The sequence below is a fragment of the Thermodesulfobacteriota bacterium genome (assembly GCA_034189135.1).
Lineage (GTDB): Bacteria > Desulfobacterota > Desulfobacteria > Desulfobacterales > JAUWMJ01 > JAUWMJ01.
In genome coordinates this window covers 59,908-84,834 of the sequence record JAXHVO010000081.1, presented here as the reverse complement: position 1 = coordinate 84,834, position 24,927 = coordinate 59,908, and the positions used below count along the sequence as shown (strand labels likewise).

The following is a 24,927-nucleotide window of genomic DNA, read 5'->3' as shown; positions in this document are numbered from 1 at the left end:
AATAGGATGTGGGGTGGTAGTCAAGACAGAATTTATTTTTTTGTGGGATAGGCAAAGAAATTATTGTGCCTGGCCCAAAATGCAGCGGCAACTAAATGTTTAACTATTTGTTTTTACGCAATATATTAGATGGGGTTTGCGGGAGTGCAAAAAGATTACTTTCTCTTCAGCGTTCATAGATAGGCGTTGTGCCACCCAGGAAGGAAGCCCTTAGACTTTTTTTTGCAACGCCAGCAGAATTGGCTTTTGGGAAACACCTCAAATCATTTTGTTACTCGCCATAAACTGCATTGATAAAATCTTCGGTCAGCTCCACTTCCATTTCCACTTCAACCGAACCGTCCGGCATTTGTTTTTTATTGACCACGCGGGCTCCCCGCAGGCTTGAATTTAACTGAATACGGACGGTGTCGTTTTCCGCCATCATGTCTTTAATCTTGGTATCGGAGGTGATTTGGGTGGACTGTATCTGCTCAAGAAGATTTCGCATGGCGTCTCCCTTGGCGGCTCGAAATGCAAGGGCTCTCGCCACAGACCTGTTTTTATGTTTTGAGGACGGGATACCGATTCCCTGAGCCCGAAAAACTTTGGTGATCACTTTCTTTTTATTTAAGTGAGGCAGATCTGAATGGTAAAGGTCAACCATTCGGGCGTTTCTTCTAATTTCAACGTCAAGGGAAGCCAATATATTTCCTTTGGTGACATCAACCGCTTTGGTATTGATATAAAACGCATTGCCAAGCTCTGATATGGTTCCGGCAACTATGGTTTCAGCCCCTAGAAGTTTCCCGAATTCCTGAGTTGAGTCTTCATCCACAAAGGGAGACGCCTGGAATTTATGCTCTTCAATGACTTTGTCAATCAACGCTCTTTCTAAAACTGAAAAATTTTTAGACCGTGCAAAATAGGGGGTTAATTTATCTGCGATATATCGGCTAAAACGAGTGATCTTTCCTTCAACGGTGGCAAAATCGGCGATGATAATGACGGTCGCCTTACCGGCCTTGTCAACATCTCTTTTGGCAATTTCCTGCAATTCATTGCTCAGCGCTTTGCCGGTATAATCCAGCGCGTCGTCCAAAGACGCATACCGGGGGGTTCTTTTTTTGATTGTATCAGGTATCGGCTGGTCCACAGTCACAGGGCGGGAAGCACAACCGGCCAGACTGAATAAAAACAGTGAAATTAAAGCATAGGTCTTTATATTTTTCACTTTGTCTCCTTTCCTTATTAAGGGGCGATCAATTTTATTTAAGTATATCAAAATGCTGTGGTTTGAGTCAAATGTTTTATACCCGGCAATGCAGTACCAAATAAACGAAGGCTTTTTTCTAATCCGTCAGCGGTTTTGAGATCGTCAAAATAATCTCCGTTTGCAATTTCGGTAAATCCGCTTGATTTTGTGAGATACGGTTTCAACGAGAGTCCTGTGATAATATTCTCTGTCTTTATCTGAAATGCTTTCCAGTTTGCCGTTATACTTCAACTTCGCCCAGGCATTAAAATCGAACTTAACTAACATATTATAAATAAAATGATTTAGCGGGGCAAATCCCTTTTTTTTGATCACCGCCACACCAAAGTCGATCACACAGGGAGTTTGCTGGTCAACCACAAGGAGATTGTCCTTTTTTTTAAGATCACCGTGGGCGACGCCTGCGGCATGCAGGTTTTTGATCAGGTCGAGGAGGGTTTTATAGAATTGTTCTCGATTGGCAATTTTTGCATTCTTAATGGACACCCCGTCTATCAACTGGAGCGCCAAGTATTTTTTCTTTAAAAAACCAAAGCAGCGGGGGATTCCGCCAACACCGGAAAGCCTAGAATAAATCCGAAATTCATTACGCAGCATGATCCGCCGGATGAATTTTCCTACCCCCCAGCCCATAGGGGCCTTGATTATCAGTCGTCGGCTTTCACCCTGATAAAGGTAGATATGCCCCTGGTAACCGTGGCTTAAAATATTCGATCCGGTTCTTATGCTGGTTTCAATCCACCGAAGCAGTTCGTCTTCGTTGATGCCGCTGATATGGTTTTGCATCGGCGTCACCACGGTTTATATCAGTTTGAGAAAAAGATAATAAAGACAACAAAGTAAAAAAAGTGCAATAATAGGCTCACCGTTTTGCCGCAGGCTTTGCCAAAATGACCAGCCCCCATGCTGCTCTTTATGAAGCGGAGTAAAGCGTGGGATTAGCGCCTTTGTATCCCGGCACCATTTTTCCCAGTCTTGTTTAAATAGTTGATGAAGTTTTTCATCTTCCTTGCGAATGGCCGGGGGATAAAAACCGATTAAAAAAACAATCAGCAGGGGAAAAGACCACCATAGCCCGGAGGCCAGGGAGAATCCGAATCCAAGCAGTATGTTCCCTACATACAGCGGGTGCCTCACAAAGGCATAAGGTCCGTCAGTGGCAAGGACCTTATCTTTTTTTACATGTCCCGACGCCCACAACCGCACAGAAATTCCGGTAAAAATCAGCAGCGCACCAACAACAAACCAGCTGGTTTTAGGCTGCCCTGCCGCGGAAAACAGTATGGTCAAAGCGATGCCAAGAAACTGGCGGAAGCGGTGCCTGCGGTGTTTTATATCATGGATAAATTTTTTCTGTCCCATATCTTTCGTCATAGAAACGCTCTCGTTTTGTTTTGAATTCATTTGGCCTGTTGTCAAACAGGCATAAAAGTTACGGCTTTATCTAACTGAGGGTATCTCATGTGTCAAGGATGTTTATTGCCCACCGACAAACAAACCAACCGCTAGCAGTACCGGTGTTGCGATAATGATGATTACACTTTTACCCATATAAGGAATCAGTTTGGGGATATCATTGGCATGTTGGGCGACTCCTTTTACCGTTGGAATTGCCAGGAAAATGGATAAAAAGGCCAGAAATGCCTCCACGGGAAGCATTCCGGCCATATATCCTAAAACAATGGTTATATAGGCGCCTGCCAGAAAAAAACCGTAAATTTTTACACTGGCCTTTCTTCCGATTATGATGGGAAAATGCTTTCTCCCCACACCCTTATCTGCAGTGACGTCCGGAAACTGGTTTAACAGTAACAGATCGTTGACCAGAAAGAAAGGAACCATGGACGCGACAAAAGCGGTTGACGAATATGAACCTGTAAGCACAAAGTCAGTACCTATTACCATTAACGGGCCAAACCCAAGTCCGGGAGCAAATAAACATAAAAACGGATTTTTGGTGATCCATCTGGTATAAACGACCACAATAATCAGGCCAAAAACACCCAAAGGCAAAAGCCAAAACCCCCGTATGTAGATAAAGTATATTCCTGTAAGGAGAGCAATCGCTAGGGCTATCAATCCTGTGATAAGGCCTAAATGGGCCTTATGGGGATTATTAGGAAGGGCTTTGCTTCCACCGCTGAACGGGGTTGGATCTGTTTTGAAATCAAGGCCGCTTTTAAAATCATCATATTCATTTAAAGCATTTACACCAATGTGCGTTGCCACTGCACCGATAAGAACGACTATCAGATGAAACAGATTTAATTCGCTTCCCGACCATACCGTTGTGGCAACACCCAGCAGAACACATGCCGGGGTTAAAACAAGAAACGGCAACCGCATAGGGCCCCATATCGCTGCACTTTTTGTCCTGTCCATAGTTATTCCCTGAGATCTTTGTAAAACGGCACTTTTGAAAGCCTTTACATGCCAATCCCGTCTATGATTGCACCGCAATGGGGGCACCGGCCGTTTTCAATTAAATTGTTATTGATTGTATAACCCCACCGGTCGATGAGAATCCTGCTGCAATGATAACAATACGTTTTTTCACCATTTTCCCCGGGTACATTACCGGTATAAACATATTTCAATCCTGCATTTATGCCGATTTCACGTGCCATCACCAACGTTTTAACCGGTGTCGGAGGTCGGTCGGTCAGTTTATAGGTGGGATGAAAACGGCTGATATGCCAAGGGGTTCCCGGGCCTAATGACTTTGCAATGAATGATGCCAAGTCTTTCAGCTCAGTTTTGTCATCGTTCAGTCCGGGAATAAGCAGAGTGGTAATTTCAACAAAAATACCGAGGATTTTCATCGTCTGCAGTGTTTTTTTGACATGCTCTAATTTAGCTGAACAATATTTTTTATAAAAGTCATCGTTAAACGCCTTTAAGTCCACATTGGCTGCATCCAGATATGGACTTATCTTTTTAAGGGCTTCTGATGTCATGTATCCATTGGTGACAAAAACATTATAGATTCCCCTTTTATTTGCCAGTTTTGCCGTATCATGGGCAAATTCAAAAAATACGGTGGGTTCGGTATAAGTATAAGCGATGTTTTTACATCCTCCTTTTACCGCTGCATGAACCACATCTTCGGGAGTGCTGGAATCTCCCATGATCATACCTTGGTTGTCCGACGGCATTTGTGCAATATCTGCATTCTGGCAGAAAAGACATTTGAAATTGCAGCCCACCGTTGCGACGGAGTAAGACAGGCTGCCCGGTAGAAGATGAAAAAGAGGTTTTTTTTCAATGGGATCGATATGCCGGGCAATCAGCTTTCCATACACAAGCGTTTCCAATGTTCCTTCCCGGTTTTCCCGGACACCACAAATCCCCCGCTTTCCTTCCTTTATGATACAGCGATGATTGCAAAGGTTACATTGAACCTTATTATCCTTTAATGTGTCGAAAAGATAGGCTTTCATGTATGCTCCCTCTTGATATCTTTACAGCGAGATAGCTGCCGTACGTTCATTTCCAGATAGTATTGTTAAGTATTGTAACGGGCCCATAGGCGATTCTCCGGTCAAACCGAGCTAAATTTGAAAACCGTATGTTTGTTTCTAATAAATATATTCTACGAGAATTACTATAAACCGCCATTGTTTACCGGTTATAATACTGATCATGTTAGAAAAAGAAAAAAGCCTAAGCGAATTATGGGATTCTCTTGTAAAGATCCAGATTTAAAAAAATGAATTCAAGAATTGAGGTCAATATCCAACATGCTGTAGTCGTTGCCTAGTTCATAAAGAAACCCGTAAACTGTAAACCGACAACGGTAAACGGTTTAGACCTTTCTTATCCCGGCGCAGTACTGACTGTATGTTTCCGCCGATATTTCATCGCAAGGGGCCTGGTCCTGAAACGGGGGACAAGTGAAACCACAATACCTGCAAAAGCACCAAAGGGAAATCTTTGAATAAACCTGGATTGTTCTACTCTATGGGTGAATTTTACCGATTTCACCGGAAGTTGGCATACCGTCCTCCAGGATACAGGAACGGGTCCCAAACTCGCTTTGATGATTTGCTTTATTTCCCAGACACTAAAGAATTTTGCATGGTTAAAAATGGTTTTGGTAAATATTCCCCTGACCCGACGCTCGATTCCTTTAATGGCGTATCTGTTGAGCACCCCGATAAATATTCTGTCTTTGGCCACCCTGCAGGCTTCCTCTATGGCTTTTCGGGGATCATCAACAAATTCAAGGGTGGTCACCAGGCATGCATAGTTAAAAGAATTATCATCAAAGGGAAGATCTTCGGCAAACCCACGATAAAGGTCCACACGATTCCCCAAATTTTTAAGCGTAATATCAAGCATATACGGAGATGGATCCAGCCCGGTTACATTAAGGCCCTTTTCCATGAACGGCAAAAGGCTTGCTCCGGTTCCGCAGCCAATATCGAGCAGTGCCTCTCCTCGCATGGGGCTGAGCATCTCGACCATAAGCCGGCTCTCAAGATCAGCGGCAAACCTGTTCTGGGTATTGTTAAACCATTGGTCGTAATCTTTGGCATCATTAAAATCGAATACATAGCCCATGGCACACAATTTAGATAAAAAAACAGCCTTTATCAAGGAGAAAACAGCTTTTGTGTTTGTTTTCTGAAATACCTGCCGGGTGATCGAATCCTTTGCAAACCAGTCGGGAACAGGGGCCACCCTGGTCCCGGCTATCCGCTTCGTTCATCATCAGATTCAAAATTGCTGCCCTTTTGGGTTACCCTTTTCTTGGCAATTTTACCACTTCTTTTCTTTCTATCGCCATCTCGGCTTTTACGGGCAGGTGGTGCGGGTCTGTTTTTATTCTCTGGAGGCGGACCAAAACCGAAAAAAGCACCAGGGTATGAGCTTCTTTTTTTTACTTTTTTAGCGGTTTTGGGTCGAGTACGACGCTTTTTTGCCGGTGTGGATCTTCTCCTTCGATCACGCGTGGGCATTAAAACCGGGCCTGCCCTGTCCGCTATGAACCAGTCATTTTCAGGCCAGACAACCGGAATCTTATAGCCCAGCATTTCCTCAAGGGGCTCAAGGTGAAAGACATATCTTTCGCAGGCAATCGACAATGCCCGACCGGCTTTTCCTGCCCTGGCTGTCCGGCCAATTCTATGAATATAATTTTCTGAGTCCTGGGGAAGATCGTAATTGATGACATGGCTTATATCCTCGACATGTATGCCTCTGGATGCCACATCCGTTGCCACCAGAATTTTTATACGACCATCCTTGAACCGCTCCATCATGCTGAATCTTTTGCGCTGGGGAAGATCCCCCGTGATGCCTTCAGCAGGCCACCCGTTACCCTTAAGCTTTGCTGTCAGCCAGTTGACTCCTGTTTTTGTGTTCACAAAGATAAGAAGGCGTATCCAATTTTCCCTTTTCAACAAACCCAAAAGAAGCTGCAATTTTTCTTCACTGCCGGCATGAAACAAAAATTGTTCCACCCCTTCTACGGTCACCTCTTCCGGTGTGATAGAGATGAATTCAGGCAGGTTCATATATTCGTAAGTCAACTCCATGACACGGTAGGAAAGGGTGGCGGAAAAAAGCATGGATTGCCTTTTTTCATAATGAGGCAACTTGCTAAGTAAATAGCGCATGTCTTTGGCAAAACCAAGGTCAAGAAGACGATCCGCTTCGTCAATAACCAGTAACTTAATGCCTTTGGTTTTAAAGATACCCTGCTTGAAATAGTCGATGATCCTGCCGGGAGTGCATATGATCACATCCACACCCCGGCGAAGTATTCCGGCCTGCTTCTGGTAGTCAACTCCTCCCACCACCTGGGCGATTCTCAACCCTGTATGTCGGCCGATGACCATGGCCTCCTCATAGATCTGCATGGCAAGCTCCCGGGTGGGTGCGACAATAAGTGCAGACGGCGTATCGGATCGATGCTCATGCAAAGAAAATAGCCGGCTGAAGACAGTGACCAGAAAAGCGGCTGTCTTACCTGTGCCGGTTTGCGCCTGCCCGGCGACATCTCTACCGGTCAGTGATACGGGAAGGGTTTGCGCCTGAATGGGGGTACAAAAAGCAAATCCTGCATTCTTTAGACCGGATACGATCTCTTGTGGCAGGTTAAATTCATCAAAACGAACACGGGTTAAAAATTTAGGCTTTCCTGCCCGTTGGGCGTATATCTGTGATTCAGGCTCGTCCGGCATGTTTTCCTCTTCGATTTATCCGCAAGGTTAGATATGATCATTATCTGTATTTATTCAGTTATATCCTTTTTTTATGATTTTGCAAGTACACATCGTTTTTAACCAAAGATAAACAGTCTAAACACTTGAAGCAGAACCGCTATTATGCTATTTAACAAAAAATGTTTATGTGGGCTTCTTAAAAGTCCGTCAATAAAGGGGGTATGAACATGCAGCCAAGTTCCTCGTTGGTAAACAAAGAAGATTGTATTTTAATTGTAATAGACATGCAAAAAAAACTGGTTCCGGTTCTCACCGGGGCCGATAAAGCAATAGAAAATGTGGTCAAGCTGGTTAAGCTGGCAAAAATACTTCAGCTCCCCATTGTCCTAACCGAGCAGCAGAACCTCGGAGAGACCATTGAAGACATACGATCAGAAATTAAGGAAATCCAGCCGATTTCCAAGATTACCTTCAGCTGTTTCGGATTACAAGAATTTGCCGATCATATCAGCCGGTTTAATCGAAAAACATTAATCCTCACCGGAATAGAGTCTCATATCTGTGTCACCCAGACATCCTTGGATGCACCTGCAGAATACAGCATTCAGGTGGTAAGCGATGCGGTTGCTTCACGCGCCCCTCATAATTGGAAGATTGCTTTAGACAGAATGCAACGAAGCGGTGCAACCATCACATCAACAGAGATGCTCATGTATGAACTACTCCAAAAAGCCGGTACCGATGAATTCAGAGCTGCACTGCCACTGGTGAAATAAATTACCACGGAAAGACACGGAAGATCACAGATAAACAAGGCACAGGCTCTTTGAAGACGAATTGGCTATTTCGATAATGTATGGTATATAAGCTTTCTTTCCGCCTGCTTCAGGCTTCACTCTGCATGTAACGCCTCGTCAAGCCATAGACAAAGGGATTACAGGGATAAAATTTTTTCCTTTAGGAGAGCTCAGAGGAAAGCAAACAAATTTTTACACGCTTTGCGGATCTGCAGTTTAAAAAGCAAAAGCTTTTTAAATTTATCATTTTCATCAGTGAATTTTCGTGACAATCCGTGGTGAAAAAGAAAAATTATGAAAGAATTCTTTAAAGTAACAGATTTAGATAAAGTATTTAACTACATTACCGACTTTCCGGCAGTAGAAACCGAACCTGTTTATTTGTCTGATATGACCGGAAGGATACTTGCCGATAATATCATTTCGGATATTGACCTGCCGGCTTTTTCCCGTTCCACCATGGACGGATACGCGGTCAAGGCTTCGTCCACATTCGGAGCAACGGAAGGGAATCCCGCATATCTTACCGTAAAAGGGTCTGTTTCCATGGGCGAATCCCCTGATTTTTCAATCCGTACCGGCGAAGCTGCCAGAATATCCACCGGAGGCATGCTGCCGGATGGTTGCGACAGTGTGGTCATGATTGAACACGCAGAAGCTTTAGATGATACGACCATCGAAATTTATAAAAGTGTGGCTCCCGGACAACATGTGGTTGAAGCAGGAGAGGATATTGAGCGCCAACAGGCTGTTCTTACACATGGTGAAGAATTAAGACCTCAAGAAATCGGTCTTTTAGCGGCCCTGGGAAAAGATTCCACCTTGGTTTATAAAAAACCGATCATCGGCATCATATCCACCGGAGACGAAGTGGTGCCGATTGATAGCGTTCCGGGACCTGGACAGATTCGTGATATCAATACTTATACACTGTCCGGACAGGTTCAGGAAGCAGGAGGTATCCCGATTACTTTCGGAATTGTTCGCGATGATTATAACGCTCTTTACCACACATGCACAGAGGCTTTATCAAAATCAGACATGGTGCTGATTTCAGGGGGCAGTTCAGTGGGTATGCGCGATTATACCATAGAAGTGCTGTCCAATCTGCCTGATTCCAGCATACTTGTACATGGAATATCCATAAGTCCCGGGAAACCCACAATCCTGGCGAGGACCCAAAGTAAGGCTTTCTGGGGACTTCCCGGGCATGTCACCTCCGCCATGGTTGTTTTTCAAACAGTGGTGCGGCCTTTTATCAGACATATCGCTGGCAGCACATCGTTTAAGGATAGAAAGCCGAACATCACCGCTAACCTAAGCAGAAATATAGCATCCGCCCAGGGACGAGTCGATTATATCCGCGTGCGTATGCTTGACAAAGATGGTGTTTGGTGGGCGGAACCGATACTCGGCAAGTCCGGTTTGATCCACACCATGGTAAAGGCAAACGGATTGATTAAGGTGGGAAAGAATACGGAAGGCCTGGATAAAGGCAGTAAGGTGGAGGTTATCCCTTTATAAAAATAGTGCCCAAGTATCAAAAATTATAGCCAAATTATCGTATAGACCCTGCAAAAACCCATCAAAAACAAGGAAATGACTATGGCCAAAAAACGGAACGTATATCTGAAAATGAAACCGCTTAAAGAAGCTCGGGAAATTCTTTTTAATCGATTTCCTGTCTTCGGCCTGACCGGCACGGAAATGGTTTCCGTCCCGGAAGCGGTGGGCCGCGTAATTGCCGAGCCTGTCTCTGCCCGGCTTTCTTCTCCCAATTTTCACGCCGCTGCAATGGACGGTATCGCGGTAAAAGCGGAAAAAACTTTTGGCGCTCACGAAACAAGGCCGAAAGAACTTAAAATCGGTAAAGATGCGTTTTATGTCAATACCGGACATGTTATGCCGGAAAATACCAATGCGGTGATTATGATCGAATATATAATGATTCAGGACGAAACCCGTGTGGTGATTGAAGCCCCTGCATTTCCCTGGCAGAATGTTCGCAAAATGGGAGAAGATATTGTGGCAACCGAACTATTATTCCCCCAGAATCATGTGATTACACCTTACTGCGTGGGTGCTCTTCTGTCCGGAGGCATCTTTTCCGTTATGGTGAGAAAAAAGCCGAACGTACTTATCATACCCACCGGTTCGGAGCTGGTTGACTGGCATGGTTTTGATCTTGATCTGCTGAAACCGGGTGAAGTGCTTGAATCAAACTCCTATGTTCTTGGCGGTCTGATCGAATCGTGCGGAGGTAAGTTCATCCGTCATGACAGGGTAATGGATGATGATCAAAAAATAAAAGATGCTGTTTTAAATGCGACCGAAGATGATTTTCAAATGATACTGATAGTCGGGGGATCGTCAGCCGGATCTGAGGATTATGCCAAAGGAGTCATTGTCGACCTGGGCGAAGTATTGGTGCATGGCGTGACAATGATGCCGGGAAAACCGGTTATTATCGGGGACATTGGTAATAAACCCGTATTTGGAATACCGGGATATCCTGTATCCGCCATTATTGCCTTTGAACAGTTTGTCAGGCCTTTTATTTATGCCATGCTGGGCCAGCCGGATATGGAAAGAACGACCGTTCAGGTGGAACCGACCAGAAAAATCGCATCAAAACTTGGAGTGGAAGAGTTCTTGCGGGTGAAGCTGGGTGAAGTTAGTGGAAGAATTGCCGCAACCCCTCTACCCAGAGGCGCCGGATGCATCACTTCCATAACCGAAGCTGACGGCATTATCAGAATACCCAATCATATTGAAGGGTTAAAAGATAACGAGCCTGTCTATGCCGAGCTTTTGCGCCCGCTCTCTTCGGTTAATAATACCATTGTGGTGGTGGGAAGCCATGACAATACCCTTGATGTTCTGGCAGACCAGCTGAAGGCACGGCACGGCAATCTGACTCTTTCTTCCAGCCACGTCGGCAGTATGGGCGGTTTGATGGCCATTAAAAGAGGGGTGTGCCACCTGGCAGGATCACATCTTCTCGATACGGAAGACGGATCCTACAATATATCATATATAAAAAGGTATCTTCCGGAAACAAAAGTTAAACTGGTCAACCTGGTGATAAGGGATCAGGGTCTGATTATTCAACCGAAAAATCCAAAAGGGATAAAAGGAATCGAAGATCTGGGCCGTGATGATATCAGCTTCATAAACAGGCAGTCCGGCTCAGGTACCCGGATACTGCTTGATTACAAACTTAAGCAGCTTGGCATTGATCCTTCAGCCATAACAGGATACCAGGACGAAGAGTTTACTCATATGTCGGTGGCAGTGGCGGTATTAAGCGGCACGGTTGATGTTGGATTGGGAATCTACGCTGCAGCAAAAGCACTGAAACTCGACTTTATACCGGTCGTTACCGAGCAGTATGACCTGGTTATTCCTGAAAACCATTTTGAATCGGAAAATATCCAAATTCTCCTTGAAACCATAAATAACGCGGATTTTAAAAAACGTGTTGAAGCACTGGGTGGATACAGCACGGAAAAGACGGGTATAGTAGTTGGTTTATAATTGCATTGAAAGACAACTTATAAAATAGTTGCGGGTTGCGAGTTCCGCGTTACGGGTAATAAAACAGGATTATTTCCGATTCTTCCAACTCACAACACGCAACCCGTAACTCGCAACAGGATGTCTCAACGTAAAATCAACTCGTTGAGTGAAATCAACAACAAATTGCCGATATGGCTTTACCATGCACTTATAGCTCAATGAAATACCGGCTGATCGATCATACTGCCGATTTCGGCATCCATGTTTTTGGATCAGATTTAAAGGATCTGTTTACCAACGCCGCTTTGGCGATGTTTGACCTGATTACTGATATCAACGACCTGAAAATTGAAGAAAAATGCATCTTAACGGTTAAAGGAAGTGACCACCCTGATCTTATGGTTAACTGGCTCAGGGAATTGCTGTATATCTGGAACGGAAAACAAAAACTGGTTGCGGCCATCGATATTCTATCTATTGCTAAATATGAACTGACAGCAAACATCAAATTTGACTCCTTTGAACCAGCCGTCCACTGCATAAGAAATGAAATAAAAGCGGTGACGTACCATCAAATTCAGGTCAGCCGGGCGGAAACCGGATGGGAGTCAAAAATAATATTTGATGCATAAGAAAAAAAAGTCACTGCAGGAAAGCAGTACATTTCATTTAATTTGGCAAGAATTTATGACTATAAAAGCTCGAGTTGAATCACTCGACCCATTGAATCTCTGAATCCTTGAATCCTTTCTATCGGTTAATAATGACCATCGAATTAAGAAAAATCGATCAATACCGCTGGGAAGTTCCCCAAACCGGTGAAATGCGAGTGCCCGGTATTATTTATGCCAGTGAGCAGATGCTCAGGGGCGAAAAACAAAACGAGCCCTTAAAGCAGGTGGCAAACGTTGCCATGCTACCCGGCATTTTAAAGGCATCCATGGCCATGCCGGACATGCACTGGGGGTATGGTTTTCCCATCGGCGGTGTGGCTGCCTTTGACTGGGAAACCGGTATCATATCACCCGGAGGAGTCGGATACGACATCAACTGCGGCGTCCGCCTGGCCACCACCGCTCTTGTGGAAAAAGAAGTGAGACCAAGGCTGAAAGGTCTGGTCAATGCCCTTTATCAAAACATCCCTTCAGGTGTCGGATCCACCGGCTCCATCAAGCTTTCCACCAAAGAAGAAAAAAAGGTACTCAAACAGGGCAGCCGGTGGGCGGTAAACCAGGGTTTCGGCAACGATATAGACGTTGAACACACGGAAGATAACGGGTGTATGCCCAATGCGGATCCGGATGTCATCAGCGACAGGGCTATAGAAAGGGGGCGAAAGCAGCTGGGAACACTGGGGTCGGGAAACCATTTTATTGAAGTGGGTGTGGTCGAAACGATTTATGATCCAAACACAGCGAACGTATTCGGACTCTTTGAAAAACAGGTCACATTGATGCTTCACACCGGTTCCCGCGGCCTGGGATACCAGATTTGTGATGATTTTCTTGCCTCTATGACCAAACAAGCAAATAAATTGGGCTTTCAACTTCCTGATCGGCAGCTTTCCTGCGCCATGATCCAATCTGAACCGGGAAGGCGTTACTACGATGCCATGGCTTGCGGAGCCAACTATGCCTGGGCCAACCGGCAGATTCTGCTGCATCGCTCCCGCGATGTGTTTTTAAAAGTTTTCGGCATCAGCCCACGGGATCTGGACATGAATCTGGTTTATGACGTGTGCCACAACATCGCCAAAAAAGAAGAGCATGTCATAGATGGAGAAAACCGCTTTGTCTGCGTACACCGAAAAGGCGCCACCCGATCTTTTCCACCCGGACATCCTGCCGTTTGCGATGATTATCGCGAGGTGGGTCAGCCCATACTGATTCCCGGTGATATGGGGACATCGTCCTATGTGCTTGCCGGCACACAAAAAGCCATGGATAATACATTCGGCTCGACCTGCCACGGTGCCGGGAGAGTGTTGAGTAGAACGGCGGCGAAAAAGGCAAGCAAAGGAAGGGCCATCCAGCGTGAGCTGGAAGATAAGGGAATCCTTGTCAGGTGGACCGGTCGATCAACACTGGCAGAAGAAATGCCGGATGCCTACAAGGATATTTCTCAGGTGGTTGAAGTGGTTCACGGCGCAGGGATTTCCAAAAAGGTGGCCAAGTTAAGACCCATCGCAGTGGTAAAAGGTTGACGGCCTCCTGTATTTAAACTAAACTATTCTTATTCCTATCCAGCTAATGGCACGAAGAATTTTCAATAAGGGCGCGAGATGGGCAGAGTAACTCTTTCCAACGTCTTGTCCCCGCTTCCGCTGCGCGCCACGCGAACAAGACGTTGGAGTCGGAAATTGATCAGTACAGAAATTGCCAACTTGTAATCAATTTCTGTGCCAGCCACTTCCGCTCAACTGGGGCGTTCGTTTCAGTATTTCGTTTCCTCACAAATGGGTTACATTAGAACCGTGATTCACTTCAGTTAATCATCAGATAAGGATGAATCAGAATGAAAATTTTAGTGACCTATTTCAGCCAAACCGCTAATACCCGTCAAATTGCAGAGGCCATTCAAGCAGAATCGGCTCAATCAAATGAAACAAATTTAACGGCAGTTAACAAAATTGACGCAGCGCGTCTCAATGATTACAACCTTTTGTTTATAGGTGCGCCGATCCATGTCCGTGGTCTCGCTGCACCGGTAAAAGATTTGCTCGAATCACTTCCTGATAATCCTGACTATAAGATTGCCGGCTTTATCACCCATGCGTCTTCCGCCTATAGTAAAGAGGGATTTGAATCGGGCATTCAGCAATTTAACGATATATGCAAAAAGAAAGGGATTGCTTATTTGGGCTGCTTTGATTGTCAGGGTCGCCTGACACCTGAAATTCATGATATGGTTCAAAAGGCTCAAAATATCCCTGACGATGAATGGACAGAAAAGATGGCTGAATGTGATAGACATCCAAACGCAGAGGATGAAGAAAACGCAAGGCAATTTGTCAGAGACATTTTGTCTCGTGTGGATTCATAAATGGAAATTCAGTATGTTGCACATTGGGTTCAACCATTATATGGTTTTAAATTTAATAAAAAAGAAAGGAGGTAAACCATATGGCTAATTTTTTATTTGTTTTAAGCCGAGATGACAATGAGGCTGCCACCAGGTGTTTTCAATTTGCCAAGATCGCCCATTCAAAAGAACACACTGTCAATGTCTTTATGATAGATGGAGGTGTACTGTGGGCCAATAATGAAAGAGATTTTACCCAAAAAACCAAAACAGATGATTGCCCGGATGATTATTTGCCCTACCTGGTAGAGAATGAAGTTCCGATTGGCGTCTGAATCCCCTGTGCCAAGAATCGTCAGGTTGACGAGTCTAAATTTTTTGCAAACATGATCTTGGATGGTGGACCCCATTTGATAGATCTGGCTGCCGAAGCCAAGGTTTTTAATTTTTAAAAACCTTGTTTTTTTGTATTTGGCTTCATACCGTTATATAATCGGGTAAGGGGAAATTTTTCTTTCCCCCATCCTGCCTGAGATGGTGCCAATGTGCGGGGGACTGGCCAATGCTATGCAAAGATACCGTTCGGTGGCGATATCGCCTCGACCGCAACTTCACCTGGGAATCCGGCCTCATGGTCGGCGAAGACCTTGTCTTTCACGATGAAAACGGGAAGGTGCGGCTCATCATCGAGGTCGACGGAATGCTGACCGTCACCCGTGGTTATGCATGGAACGGCTGCAGCCCCAAGATATGTTTCCTCGACATTCTCCTGGGGACGCCCGACGGTGCCGTGTATGGGCCGACAGGAAAGCCAAAAACCTACTTCGCGTCCATGGTTCACGATGCCCTGTATCAATTCCTTTATAGCAAAACACCGATCACCAGGGCGGAGGCGGACGGCTGTTTTCTCCGACTTATGGCGGAATCCGAGTTTATGTTACGTTACCTCTACTGGTTTGCCGTTCGTTTATTCGGATGTTTGGTCTGGCGCGGAAAGAAGATCGTTCGCAAGTGGGACGGCGAGGTGATGCCTGTAAAGCAGCAGATAGGGGTTTCAACCGGATCACAGAATGAAAGCACAGTTCGACCTGCAAGGATATAAGAAAATATAATCGCATAAAATAGGAGTGTCACCATGAAAAAGAATTACTCTTTGGCTTATTTGATTCTTCTGTTATCCATTTGTTTTTTTTCGCCTCTGTCTTTGCATGCGGAAGGGAAAAGCGGTTTATCAGACGGACAAACTATTTATGTGCCTGCTTATTCACATATTTACAGTGGCGTCCGTGAAAGGCCTTTCTTATTGACGGTGACTATAAGCGTGAGAAACATTGATCCAAAGCATAAAATCAAAATTACCTTGGTCGACTACTACGAAACGCAGGGAAAGCTGGTAAAAAAATGCTTGGATCAGCCATTGGTTCTAGACCCCCTGGACTCAATGCACCATATCATACCGGAAAGAGACAAAACGGGCGGGTCCGGTGCCAATTTTATAGTTGAATGGAAATCCGACAAATTGGTTAATCCGCCTATTGTTGAATCAATAATGATCGGGACACAGTCCCAGCAAGGCGTTTCTTTTACCTCTCGTGGCCGGGTAATTATTAACACTAAGTAATAGTAGTGATCCAACACCGACATTAAGGACAGGCAATACTTGATCCATACCGGTATATAATGTCTTTATAAAAAACATGCAAACTCGAAGGGAAAAAAGACATGAATAAGCTGAACAAAATTAAAGACACCCTGTTAATGGGACCTGGACCATCCTGCGTACCACCGCAGGTTTATGAAGCGTTGGCCACAGCCACCATAGGGCACCTGGACCCTGCCTTTATAAAAGTTATGGACGAGATCAAGGTGATGCTAAAGCAGGTATTTCAAACGGAAAACGATATTACCATTCCCATGTCCGGTACCGGTTCTGCCGGAATGGAAACCTGTTTTGTGAACCTGATTGAACCCGGGGACAAGCTATTGGTCTTGATCAACGGCGTGTTCGGTATGCGCATGCAGGATGTGGCCACCCGGCTGGGTGCGGAGGTCGATACGCTCGAGTTCGAATGGGGCACATCTGTTGATGTGGATGCGGTCAAAACCAAGCTGAATGGCGCAAAATATGACATCGTTGCAGTTGTGCATGCGGAAACATCGACCGGTGTTTGCAATCCCGTTGATCAGATTGGTGCCCTGGTGAAGGACACCAATGCGATCATCCTTGTTGACACGGTGACCAGTTTAGGCGGTATACCTGTTAAGGTTGACGAGTGGGGTATTGACGCGGTTTACAGCGGCACGCAGAAATGCCTGTCCTGTCCGCCGGGGTTATCACCGGTCAGTTTGTCACAGAAAGCGGTGGACAAGCTGATGAACCGGAAAACAAAAGTACCGAACTGGTATCTGGATCTCAGCATGATCGTAAACTACTGGCAGGGTGCAAAACGCGCCTACCACCACACGGCTCCTATCAATATGCTGTATGCCCTGTATGCGGCGCTCCAATGTGTGCTGGAAGAAGGGCTGGACAGCGTATTTGCCCGGCATCAAGCCGCGCACCAACAGCTCAAGGCCGGACTCACCGAACTCGGAATTTCGTTCCTGGTAAAGGAGAAAATCCGCCTGCCCATGCTGAACGCGGTCAAGATACCGGACGGTGTGGACGAAGCCGACATCCGCATGGGGTTGCTGAAAGATCATCAGATCGAAATCGGCGCCGGTCTCGGTCCGTTGACCGGACAGATTTGGCGAATCGGACTCATGGGACACACCGCCCGCCCCGAAAACGTCGAGCGCCTGCTGACCGCACTCGGGGCACAACTGGGGCAGACTCACTGAGAAAGAATGGAGCATAACCAACAGCCCTGGGCAGCATCCATATCCATATTCAAAGACGGTTGCGGAGAAAGAAGCCTGGGCATGACATCTATTCCTGTTCGAAAGACTGTAAAAGACCATTTGCAGCAAATTCAACAACAAGGAGGTAGCAGCTATGAATAAAATCAGCATCGATAATGGTGCCGCATTTTTATACCCAATGCCAATGGTACTGGTGGGATCTGTTATCAAGGACAAAGCAAATTTTATGGCGGTGGGTTGGGCCTCAAGAGTGAATTTCAAACCACCTTTATTTGCGGTGGCACTGGGGCCTCATCACACCAATAAAGGCATTGACCAAAACAAAGGATTCAGCATTAACATTCCGAATGTATCCCTTATGCTGAAAACGGATTATTGCGGATTGGTTTCAGGCAGCAAAACCGATAAATCCAAACTTTTTAATGTGTTTTATGGAGAGTTAGATAAGGTCCCATTAATTGAAGAATGCCCGGTTTGTATGTCATGCTCGGTATATGATACGGTGAAACTACCGTTCAATACGCTTTACATCGGTGAGCCGAAAGAAGTTTTTACCGAAGAAAAATATATGACCGACAATAAGCTGGATATAAAAAAAATAAATCCTTTCACCCTAACCATGCCTGACAATCAATATTGGTCTGTGGGCGAAAAAATGGGGAAAGCATGGAGTATAGGTAAAAAATTAAAGAAAAAGTGATGTTAACAGAAATTTTGCATAAACCTCATTCCACCTGATCTGCCCTCCTCAGCACTTTATACGGGCAGGTGGGCGATACGGCAACACTGGAGACGGAAGAATGGAGAAACACTCAGCGATAATTATTGCTCTATCAACTGTGTTTTGAAAATCTGTCCTGACCCTAAACACAGTAAATAGTCGTGCCGGTCGTTTACTTTAGAAAGAAAACAGAGAAGGAAGCCCGTTTATGGGAAAAAACAGGGCAATGCAGGCGGCCATCCGCTACCATACGGAGACCAAACATCATTTAAACCGGTATGCTCGCTCGGCTGGTGCTATGGACTGGCAGAACCAGCCCGACCCTTTTCGCAGCTATTCCGATCTGGTGCTGATCCCGCTGCCTCTGATAGACCGCAATTCAGACAACAGTTATGGTGGATTGTACAGGCCTGATAGCCTTAAATCCAGCACAATCGATAAGTCGACTGTCGGCCGATTTCTAGAGCTCTGTCTGGGGTTGTCGGCCTGGAAATCGATTGGGAGTGAACGCTGGTCCCTTCGTATGAATCCGTCCAGCGGCAACCTCCATCCCACCGAAGCCCATTTGATCCTGCCGGATATGATCGGAATTCCGGCGGGTGTGTATCACTACAATGTGCTGCGTCATGCCCTGGAATGCCGGGCGACATTGCCGGCGACGCTCACAGAAAAGATACAGACCTATCTGGGGCCACCAGGATTCGGCTTTGGCCTGACCAGCATTTTTTGGCGGGAGGCATGGAAATACGGTGAAAGGGCCTACCGTTACTGCAACCTGGATGTCGGGCATGCCCTGGCCGCAGCTAGATTTGCCGCCAACCTGCTCGGTTGGAAGATCACCTGCCTGGCGGACCTTTCCGACGTTGAGGTAGAAACCATAATGGGTCTGGACCGAGTGGACTGGCCGTCCAATGAAAAGGAACATCCCGACCTTTTGTGCTGGGTCCATCCGGCCGGTACCGCTATCCAATCCCGAAGCCTGCCGGAGGATTTGGTGAACGATTTCACCCTTCAGTCATTTTCCGGCAGGCCCAATCGTCTCAGCCGTTCGACGGTTCGCTGGGAAATCATATATGAAACAGCCACTATGCTAGAAAAACCAGCCACCAGGGATGTGCCTCGACCTGTGCGTGACAGGGCGTTCCTGGATCAATCCGAATCAGCTTTGCCAGCGGAAAGTATCATTCGAAAACGCAGGAGTGCGACGGCCTTTCGACCGGAAGCACGGCTTCGTAAGGATCAATTTTTCAGCATGTTGGACAGGACCCTGCCTCGCAGCGGAACTGCTCCTTTTGATCTGGATTTTTATGCTCCGGCTGTCAACCTGTTTATTTTTATTCATCAGGTCATCGGTCTTGAACCCGGAATGTATTTTCTGGAACGAACCAGCGGTGATTTGGAGCCTCTTCGGAGTCTTTGCCGACCTGATTTTCTATGGACACCGATACATAAGGTGTTACCACTGTATCTGTTGCAACAGGGAGACTTTCGGGCAGAGGCCATTACTATAAGTTGCCATCAGGAAATTGCCGGGCTGAGCGCCTTTTCTTTAGGGATGGTATCCCGTTTTAAAGCGACGATTGCCAAGGCGGCTTACCGGTATCGACAGCTTTTTTGGGAATGTGGTATGATCGGACAGGTCCTTTATCTGGAAGCTGAGAGTCACGGCGTTCGCGGCACCGGTATCGGCTGCTTTTTCGACGACGAGGTACATCGTCTGTTCGGATTGCGGACTGATGAGTACCAGAGCCTTTATCATTTCACCGTAGGGGTGCCGGTATTGGATCAGCGCCTGGAAACTCATCCGCCCTATTTTCACCTGGACCGAAAGGATTCCCTGAAGGCGGGTAGCGGTGAATCGATACCATCAAAGTAAAAACTGATGCTGTAAAGCTTAGCGCAATTAAAGCGAAATATACCAAGGTGGACCTATGGAATCCGTCGATTTTGAAAATTTGACTCCTGAGATGCTCAAGCGCTTTATCGACAGGCACACCGAATCGAGCTATCGGCTGATAGATGTTCGTCAGCCGGACGAATATGAAGTAGCCCACATTCCCGGAGCCCGGCTGATGCCTCTGCCACAACTGGAAGGACGCCTCTATGAACTTCCTGAAGATCAGGACTTGATTTTTTACTGCCGTAGTGGCGCCCGGTCCGCTTATGCTGCCGCTCTGGCCATTGAGGGGGAAGTGACCCGTAAAACGGTGGCCCACCTGAAAGGCGGTATGCTGGCATGGAACGGGAAAACCCTGACCGATTTTCCCCGGGTGGAAGTGTTTGATGCTGCGGCGGATCTTCCGACTCTTCTATTAACGGCCATCGGCCTTGAAAAGGGTGCCTTCCGGTTTTATACCTCTTTTCTGGAAGGTGTTGCCCCGGAGGCCCTGAGGCCCACGCTTGTCACGCTTTCAAAGGCCGAAGAAATTCATGCCCGCATGGTATACAGCCACCTGGCCGAGGCCGATGGAAAAACAGCGCCATTTGAAACTCTATATGCCGGCCTGAAAGGGGATATCCTCGAAGGCGGCCAAACCTTTGATGAACTGGCGAACCGTTTTTCCAACATGTCCGGAGATCTGTGCCTCAACATCATTGAAATCGCGCTATCGATCGAGTTGGCCGCCTTTGACCTTTACCGGGTTATGGCAGAACGGACGACAGCCCCGCCGGCAAGAAGCACTTTTCTGGATATTGCCCAGGCGGAAAAAGGCCATATGCGTATGCTGAGCCGTGCGGTCGAACACTGCCGAAGGATCGACTGAACTGATTGTACGATTTTCTGCCCTGCGAAAAAAGGGGAGACTTTGTTCATTAAGAAAATCAGACGCCGTTCTTTAAAAAAACCAACAGCTAAAGGGAGAAAAATGAAAAACAGGATAAAATTTGCATTTGTACTGGCCGCCATGTTTGTAGCAACTGGTTGTGTTAAATATACTTACAACCTTGCCAGGGTAAAACCGGAATTATATCCAGCAGGCAAAGGCTCGGTGGCGGTGGCATCTCAGGACCAGCGCAGCTATGTTATCTCCGGGAAGACCAAACCTCAGGTGGTTGGTGTCATCAGAGGCGCTTTTGGAAATCCATTATACATGGTTACGGACAGCAGACGTCCATTGGCCGATGAAATGGGTGATGTTATTACCGGCGCACTGGGGAGAAAAGGATTTAACCCCATTCCTTTGGTGGTAAATCCCACAGAACCCATCGCCCAGGTAAGAAATAAACTGACGGATACCGGAGCAAAAAAACTGATTCATTTCCAGATAAAGCAATGGAAAAGCGATACTTATAACAACGTTCGTCTGGAATACTTAATGATCCTTACCGTATTTGATACAAAGGGTAAACTGCTTGCAGAAATGACAAGTTCAGGTGACGAAAACCTTGGCTCCGGAGGCTTTAATATACTTAAGGGGACCAGAAAAAAAGTGCCGCAAGCGTTTAAGAAAAAGCTGGAAGAATTATTTAATTCACCTGACATCATTAAAGCTTTGGAACGTTGATCTGAGCCACCCTTAAACGATTTAAAAAATTTGACAGAAAAGTTAAAAGAATATAGAAAAATATAAGGCCGTGACAATGCGGATTAAACATAAACTGGGCTTCTCTCCTCTCAAATTTTAGCAATTTAAAACATGGTTTTTAAAATTTTCAGTTTTATTAAAACCGATATCTGGAGGATTCGACTCAAAGACCTTCCTTTTATAAAAGCCTTGATTATCAGGCTGCTGCGGACTTTCCTGCTGACCATACGGAAATTTCATCAAGATAAATGTCTGCTGAGAGCCTCCGCTTTGACCTTTTACTCTCTTCTTTCCATAGGCCCTGTGGCTGCACTGGCCCTAGGGATAGCCAAAGGCTTCGGATTAGAAACCCTGTTGGAAAAACAGCTCTTTAATAAATTTCCCGGACAGGAACAGGTGCTGATACAGATTATTGACTATGCGGGAAGGCTGATTGAAAACACCAAAGGCGGCATGATTGCCGGTTTTGGTGTGGTGGTTTTGTTTTGGTCTGTTCTCAAGGTGCTGGGGCATATTGAACGATCATTTAATGATATCTGGGGAATAAGAAAGTCCCGCGCTTTAAAAAGAAAAATTAGCAATTATCTTGCATTTATGCTTATCACCCCGATTCTGGTGTTGATGTCCAGCAGCCTCCCTGTTTTCCTCACCACCCAGATCGCTGCGATCACTGAAAAAATTGACCTGATAAAGATATTCAGCCCGTTTATCTTCTCCAGTTTAAAATTATTACCCTATTTCCTGCTTTGGACACTGTTTACTTTTATTTATGTGTTGATGCCAAACACGAAGGTTAAATTCAGATCCGGATTGCTGGCTGGTATGGTGGCAGGTACTATCTACCAGCTTGCCCAGGTGGGATATATCTATTTACAGGTCGCCATTGCCAAAAACAACCCGGTCTATGCCAGTCTGGTGGCTTTGCCGCTTCTGTTGATATGGCTTCAAGCGAGCTGGGCCATTATTCTTATTGGCGCCGAGGTCTCTTTTGCCCACCAAAATGTGGAAATGTACGAATTTGAACCTGATTATCTTAACATAAGTCCGCATTTCAAAAAGCTGCTTTCTCTGCAGATCGCCCATTTGTTAATAAATAAATTTGCCAGAGGTGACAATCCTTCAACTGCCGCACAGATTTCACAAACGCTGGAAATTCCCATTCGTATGGTGCATCGAATACTTGATGAACTCGTTGCATGCAAGATAATTTCCGATATGAAAACAGGGGAATATGAAGAGTTCACCTACCAGCCCGCTCTTGATATTAACCTGTTGACCATAAAATATATCATTGATGCTCTTGATCAAAGAGGTGTCAGCCATATCCCTGTGGCGCACACCAAAGAACTGAAAGCGCTGTCGGAAGCTTTAAGAGAGCTTGCGGATGCAATTGATCATTCTCCTGCAAACAGACTGTTAAAAGATATTTAATTGAAGAGTCGTGGAGTTTTTCCCCTAAGACTTCTATATGAACAGTTGGCCCTTTATTGATTGTCAGCGATCCGCCTAGGGAATAGCCCAATCGCCCGTGCAATCATAAACATATGAATACAGTACCTCGTAGCCGCCCCCTATCCTTTGCGTTAAACCCATACAGGCAGAGACGATCATAGCCGCCGTGGGAATCTGTCTATTGGGGCTGGTTCAAATCTAATTTCAGCGAGATAGCTGCCGTACAAAAATCTTTCGATAAAATTGTTAAGCATTGCGCGGGAGATTGGGCTATTCCCCAGGCAGACAGAGCAGAAATCGAAAAATTCCCCGATCCCTCATTTATAATAATTCTCAAAAATATGTTCCGTTTTAAATGAGGAAACTGTTTGAGTGTATTAGAAATCGTTTAAAACGGAATATATTTTTGAGAAACAGTATAAGCAGAAATTACATATGGAGTCGAAAAGTTAACCGTTATCATATTGTGTTCCAGATTTGGTGGGATGAGATAACTGACATACAGCTTGAGGTATTAGACAAAAAGGGGTGTTTCGAAGTCTGCACTTATCTGCAAAGATCCTGATGTATAAGTTACAACCTTCCTTCTTCCACGCCGTGGCATGCGACCAATGCTCCTGAATCGAGTTTTCTGATTTTCGGTATTTCTATTTTACAGCGCTCATTTACATATTCGCACCGACCATGAAAAATGCAGCCCGGGGGCAGGTTTATGGGGGTGGGTACTTCGCCTTTTAATTTGATATGTTTTGGTTTTTTCTCTCCCAGTATCGGTATCGCGCTTAAAAGCGCTTTTGTATATGGGTGCCGCTTTGATTCAAACAGTTCTCTCACTGTAGCCAGTTCGCATAGGGTCCCCAGATACATCACCGCAACCCTTGTGCTGATATGCTTTACAACGGACAGGTCGTGGGTGATAAACAGGTAAGTCAAACCCCGTTTTTCCTGGGCATCCATCATCAGGTTTAAAATCTGTGCCTGGATGGAAACATCCAGGGCAGACACCGGTTCGTCCGCGACAACAAACTCAGGGTCCACCATCAATGCCCTGGCAATACTGATCCTCTGTCTCTGACCGCCGGAAAATTCATGGGGGTACCTGTCCACCCATTGCGGGTCCACACCGACCTGCTCCATGACATCCTCGACTTTTTTTTGGACTTCATTATTGGAAATCGATCTATTATGAAATAAGACCGGTTCTTCCAATGTTCTCTGCACCGTCATTCTGGGATTCAGTGAAGCATAGGGATCCTGAAATATCATCTGCATTTTTGCCCGATAGGGTAGCATCTCCTTGGAAGAAAGATGGTCGATTCGATCTCCGCGATAGTAAACTTCGCCGCTGTTTGGCGGGTATAACCCCAGTATTGTTCGGGCAAGGGTGGACTTCCCGCATCCGCTTTCTCCAACCACACTCAAGGTTTCTCCCGCTTTAATTGAAAAACTGACATCATTGACAGCCTTAACCACGGTTCGCTTCCGCGAAATCTTTCCTTTGGAAAATCTAAGCTGTTCAAGCAGGCCTCCGGAAATATCAAAATGTTTGATCAGGTTTTTGATTGTAAGCAGTCCGTTATTTTTTTCCATCATACTCTTTTGG

At 45.7% G+C, this 24,927-nt stretch carries 24 protein-coding genes; 16 read left to right on the top strand and 8 right to left on the bottom strand.

All coding sequences use genetic code 11. The annotated features are described in order from the left end of the window. Window positions 1-271 precede the first annotated feature (271 nt). From SWH54_12090 to SWH54_12060, 7 genes are all read right to left on the bottom strand, one after another. Entirely contained in the window at window positions 272-1,213 is a 942-nt protein-coding gene (locus SWH54_12090; protein MDY6791997.1) for a FlgO family outer membrane protein, read from the bottom strand. Between the two features lie 144 nt (window positions 1,214-1,357). Further along, window positions 1,358-2,041 (bottom strand): RIO1 family regulatory kinase/ATPase, encoded by a 684-nt coding sequence (locus SWH54_12085; GenBank protein ID MDY6791996.1) that lies wholly within the window; start codon window positions 2,039-2,041, stop codon window positions 1,358-1,360. Between the two features lie 15 nt (window positions 2,042-2,056). Beyond that, entirely contained in the window at window positions 2,057-2,659 is a 603-nt protein-coding gene (locus SWH54_12080; GenBank protein MDY6791995.1) for an isoprenylcysteine carboxylmethyltransferase family protein, read from the bottom strand. 72 nt (window positions 2,660-2,731) lie between these two features. Then, complete coding sequence (locus tag SWH54_12075; protein MDY6791994.1) at window positions 2,732-3,637, bottom strand: prenyltransferase; 906 nt, start codon at window positions 3,635-3,637, stop codon at window positions 2,732-2,734. A 44-nt stretch (window positions 3,638-3,681) separates the two neighbouring features. Further along, window positions 3,682-4,695 (bottom strand): AmmeMemoRadiSam system radical SAM enzyme, encoded by a 1,014-nt coding sequence (gene amrS, locus SWH54_12070; protein ID MDY6791993.1) that lies wholly within the window; start codon window positions 4,693-4,695, stop codon window positions 3,682-3,684. A gap of 376 nt (window positions 4,696-5,071) precedes the next feature. After that, a complete protein-coding gene (locus tag SWH54_12065; protein ID MDY6791992.1) occupies window positions 5,072-5,938 on the bottom strand; it encodes a class I SAM-dependent methyltransferase in 867 nt (288 codons plus the stop codon). Between the two features lie 11 nt (window positions 5,939-5,949). After that, window positions 5,950-7,443: a DEAD/DEAH box helicase gene (locus tag SWH54_12060; GenBank protein ID MDY6791991.1), complete on the bottom strand. Its 1,494-nt coding sequence runs from the start codon at window positions 7,441-7,443 to the stop codon at window positions 5,950-5,952. Window positions 7,444-7,652: 209 nt separating this feature from the next. Here SWH54_12060 and SWH54_12055 point away from each other — a divergent pair, with 209 nt between their 5' ends. The 16 genes from SWH54_12055 to SWH54_11980 all read left to right on the top strand — a co-directional run bounded on the left by SWH54_12055 (window position 7,653) and on the right by SWH54_11980 (window position 23,303). Further along, on the top strand, window positions 7,653-8,201 hold the full coding sequence (locus SWH54_12055) for an isochorismatase family protein (GenBank protein ID MDY6791990.1): 549 nt from the start codon (window positions 7,653-7,655) through the stop codon (window positions 8,199-8,201). A 315-nt stretch (window positions 8,202-8,516) separates the two neighbouring features. Further along, window positions 8,517-9,746, top strand: coding sequence for a molybdopterin molybdotransferase MoeA (locus SWH54_12050; protein ID MDY6791989.1), 1,230 nt, complete (start codon window positions 8,517-8,519; stop codon window positions 9,744-9,746). Between the two features lie 81 nt (window positions 9,747-9,827). Then, a complete protein-coding gene (locus tag SWH54_12045; protein MDY6791988.1) occupies window positions 9,828-11,759 on the top strand; it encodes a molybdopterin biosynthesis protein in 1,932 nt (643 codons plus the stop codon). Between the two features lie 173 nt (window positions 11,760-11,932). Beyond that, on the top strand, window positions 11,933-12,373 hold the full coding sequence (locus SWH54_12040; protein MDY6791987.1) for an archease: 441 nt from the start codon (window positions 11,933-11,935) through the stop codon (window positions 12,371-12,373). Between the two features lie 131 nt (window positions 12,374-12,504). Further along, the gene (locus SWH54_12035; GenBank protein MDY6791986.1) at window positions 12,505-13,944 is read left to right on the top strand and encodes an RtcB family protein; all 1,440 of its coding nucleotides are present in this window, start codon (window positions 12,505-12,507) and stop codon (window positions 13,942-13,944) included. 311 nt (window positions 13,945-14,255) lie between these two features. Then, on the top strand, window positions 14,256-14,783 hold the full coding sequence (locus SWH54_12030) for a flavodoxin family protein (GenBank protein ID MDY6791985.1): 528 nt from the start codon (window positions 14,256-14,258) through the stop codon (window positions 14,781-14,783). An 80-nt stretch (window positions 14,784-14,863) separates the two neighbouring features. Further along, a complete protein-coding gene (locus SWH54_12025) occupies window positions 14,864-15,097 on the top strand; it encodes a DsrE family protein (protein MDY6791984.1) in 234 nt (77 codons plus the stop codon). Between the two features lie 338 nt (window positions 15,098-15,435). Further along, window positions 15,436-15,864: a DUF1353 domain-containing protein gene (locus tag SWH54_12020; GenBank protein MDY6791983.1), complete on the top strand. Its 429-nt coding sequence runs from the start codon at window positions 15,436-15,438 to the stop codon at window positions 15,862-15,864. Between the two features lie 33 nt (window positions 15,865-15,897). Continuing rightward, complete coding sequence (locus SWH54_12015) at window positions 15,898-16,383, top strand: DUF3124 domain-containing protein (protein ID MDY6791982.1); 486 nt, start codon at window positions 15,898-15,900, stop codon at window positions 16,381-16,383. Window positions 16,384-16,484: 101 nt separating this feature from the next. Continuing rightward, the gene (locus SWH54_12010; protein MDY6791981.1) at window positions 16,485-17,603 is read left to right on the top strand and encodes an alanine--glyoxylate aminotransferase family protein; all 1,119 of its coding nucleotides are present in this window, start codon (window positions 16,485-16,487) and stop codon (window positions 17,601-17,603) included. A 6-nt stretch (window positions 17,604-17,609) separates the two neighbouring features. After that, window positions 17,610-17,765, top strand: coding sequence for a hypothetical protein (locus SWH54_12005; protein MDY6791980.1), 156 nt, complete (start codon window positions 17,610-17,612; stop codon window positions 17,763-17,765). Further along, the gene (locus tag SWH54_12000; GenBank protein MDY6791979.1) at window positions 17,758-18,324 is read left to right on the top strand and encodes a flavin reductase family protein; all 567 of its coding nucleotides are present in this window, start codon (window positions 17,758-17,760) and stop codon (window positions 18,322-18,324) included. Before SWH54_12005 ends, SWH54_12000 begins: the two co-directional genes overlap by 8 nt. A 229-nt stretch (window positions 18,325-18,553) precedes the next feature. Next, window positions 18,554-20,221, top strand: coding sequence for a SagB/ThcOx family dehydrogenase (locus tag SWH54_11995; protein ID MDY6791978.1), 1,668 nt, complete (start codon window positions 18,554-18,556; stop codon window positions 20,219-20,221). A 55-nt stretch (window positions 20,222-20,276) separates the two neighbouring features. Beyond that, window positions 20,277-21,110 carry a rhodanese-like domain-containing protein gene (locus SWH54_11990; GenBank protein ID MDY6791977.1) on the top strand — a complete coding sequence of 278 codons (834 nt, stop codon included), beginning with the start codon at window positions 20,277-20,279 and terminating at the stop codon, window positions 21,108-21,110. 102 nt (window positions 21,111-21,212) lie between these two features. Beyond that, entirely contained in the window at window positions 21,213-21,851 is a 639-nt protein-coding gene (locus tag SWH54_11985) for a hypothetical protein (GenBank protein ID MDY6791976.1), read from the top strand. A 132-nt stretch (window positions 21,852-21,983) separates the two neighbouring features. Beyond that, the gene (locus tag SWH54_11980) at window positions 21,984-23,303 is read left to right on the top strand and encodes a YihY/virulence factor BrkB family protein (protein ID MDY6791975.1); all 1,320 of its coding nucleotides are present in this window, start codon (window positions 21,984-21,986) and stop codon (window positions 23,301-23,303) included. Between the two features lie 594 nt (window positions 23,304-23,897). Here SWH54_11980 and SWH54_11975 read toward each other — a convergent pair. Further along, window positions 23,898-24,917: an oligopeptide/dipeptide ABC transporter ATP-binding protein gene (locus SWH54_11975; protein ID MDY6791974.1), complete on the bottom strand. Its 1,020-nt coding sequence runs from the start codon at window positions 24,915-24,917 to the stop codon at window positions 23,898-23,900. Between the last annotated feature and the right edge of the window lie 10 nt (window positions 24,918-24,927).

Excerpts from the sequence above, each read along its gene's own strand:
- SWH54_12085 (MDY6791996.1), bottom strand. The coding sequence starts at position 2,041 with ATGCAAAACCATATCAGCGGCATCAACGAAGACGAACTGCTTCGGTGG.
- SWH54_12080 (MDY6791995.1), bottom strand. The coding sequence starts at position 2,659 with ATGAATTCAAAACAAAACGAGAGCGTTTCTATGACGAAAGATATGGGA.
- SWH54_12075 (MDY6791994.1), bottom strand. The coding sequence starts at position 3,637 with ATGGACAGGACAAAAAGTGCAGCGATATGGGGCCCTATGCGGTTGCCG.
- amrS (MDY6791993.1), bottom strand. The coding sequence starts at position 4,695 with ATGAAAGCCTATCTTTTCGACACATTAAAGGATAATAAGGTTCAATGT.
- SWH54_12060 (MDY6791991.1), bottom strand. The coding sequence starts at position 7,443 with ATGCCGGACGAGCCTGAATCACAGATATACGCCCAACGGGCAGGAAAG.
- SWH54_12055 (MDY6791990.1), top strand. The coding sequence starts at position 7,653 with ATGCAGCCAAGTTCCTCGTTGGTAAACAAAGAAGATTGTATTTTAATT.
- SWH54_12050 (MDY6791989.1), top strand. The coding sequence starts at position 8,517 with ATGAAAGAATTCTTTAAAGTAACAGATTTAGATAAAGTATTTAACTAC.
- SWH54_12045 (MDY6791988.1), top strand. The coding sequence starts at position 9,828 with ATGGCCAAAAAACGGAACGTATATCTGAAAATGAAACCGCTTAAAGAA.
- SWH54_12040 (MDY6791987.1), top strand. The coding sequence starts at position 11,933 with ATGGCTTTACCATGCACTTATAGCTCAATGAAATACCGGCTGATCGAT.
- SWH54_12035 (MDY6791986.1), top strand. The coding sequence starts at position 12,505 with ATGACCATCGAATTAAGAAAAATCGATCAATACCGCTGGGAAGTTCCC.
- SWH54_12030 (MDY6791985.1), top strand. The coding sequence starts at position 14,256 with ATGAAAATTTTAGTGACCTATTTCAGCCAAACCGCTAATACCCGTCAA.
- SWH54_12025 (MDY6791984.1), top strand. The coding sequence starts at position 14,864 with ATGGCTAATTTTTTATTTGTTTTAAGCCGAGATGACAATGAGGCTGCC.
- SWH54_12015 (MDY6791982.1), top strand. The coding sequence starts at position 15,898 with ATGAAAAAGAATTACTCTTTGGCTTATTTGATTCTTCTGTTATCCATT.
- SWH54_12010 (MDY6791981.1), top strand. The coding sequence starts at position 16,485 with ATGAATAAGCTGAACAAAATTAAAGACACCCTGTTAATGGGACCTGGA.
- SWH54_12005 (MDY6791980.1), top strand. The coding sequence starts at position 17,610 with ATGGAGCATAACCAACAGCCCTGGGCAGCATCCATATCCATATTCAAA.
- SWH54_12000 (MDY6791979.1), top strand. The coding sequence starts at position 17,758 with ATGAATAAAATCAGCATCGATAATGGTGCCGCATTTTTATACCCAATG.
- SWH54_11995 (MDY6791978.1), top strand. The coding sequence starts at position 18,554 with ATGGGAAAAAACAGGGCAATGCAGGCGGCCATCCGCTACCATACGGAG.
- SWH54_11990 (MDY6791977.1), top strand. The coding sequence starts at position 20,277 with ATGGAATCCGTCGATTTTGAAAATTTGACTCCTGAGATGCTCAAGCGC.
- SWH54_11985 (MDY6791976.1), top strand. The coding sequence starts at position 21,213 with ATGAAAAACAGGATAAAATTTGCATTTGTACTGGCCGCCATGTTTGTA.
- SWH54_11980 (MDY6791975.1), top strand. The coding sequence starts at position 21,984 with ATGGTTTTTAAAATTTTCAGTTTTATTAAAACCGATATCTGGAGGATT.
- SWH54_11975 (MDY6791974.1), bottom strand. The coding sequence starts at position 24,917 with ATGATGGAAAAAAATAACGGACTGCTTACAATCAAAAACCTGATCAAA.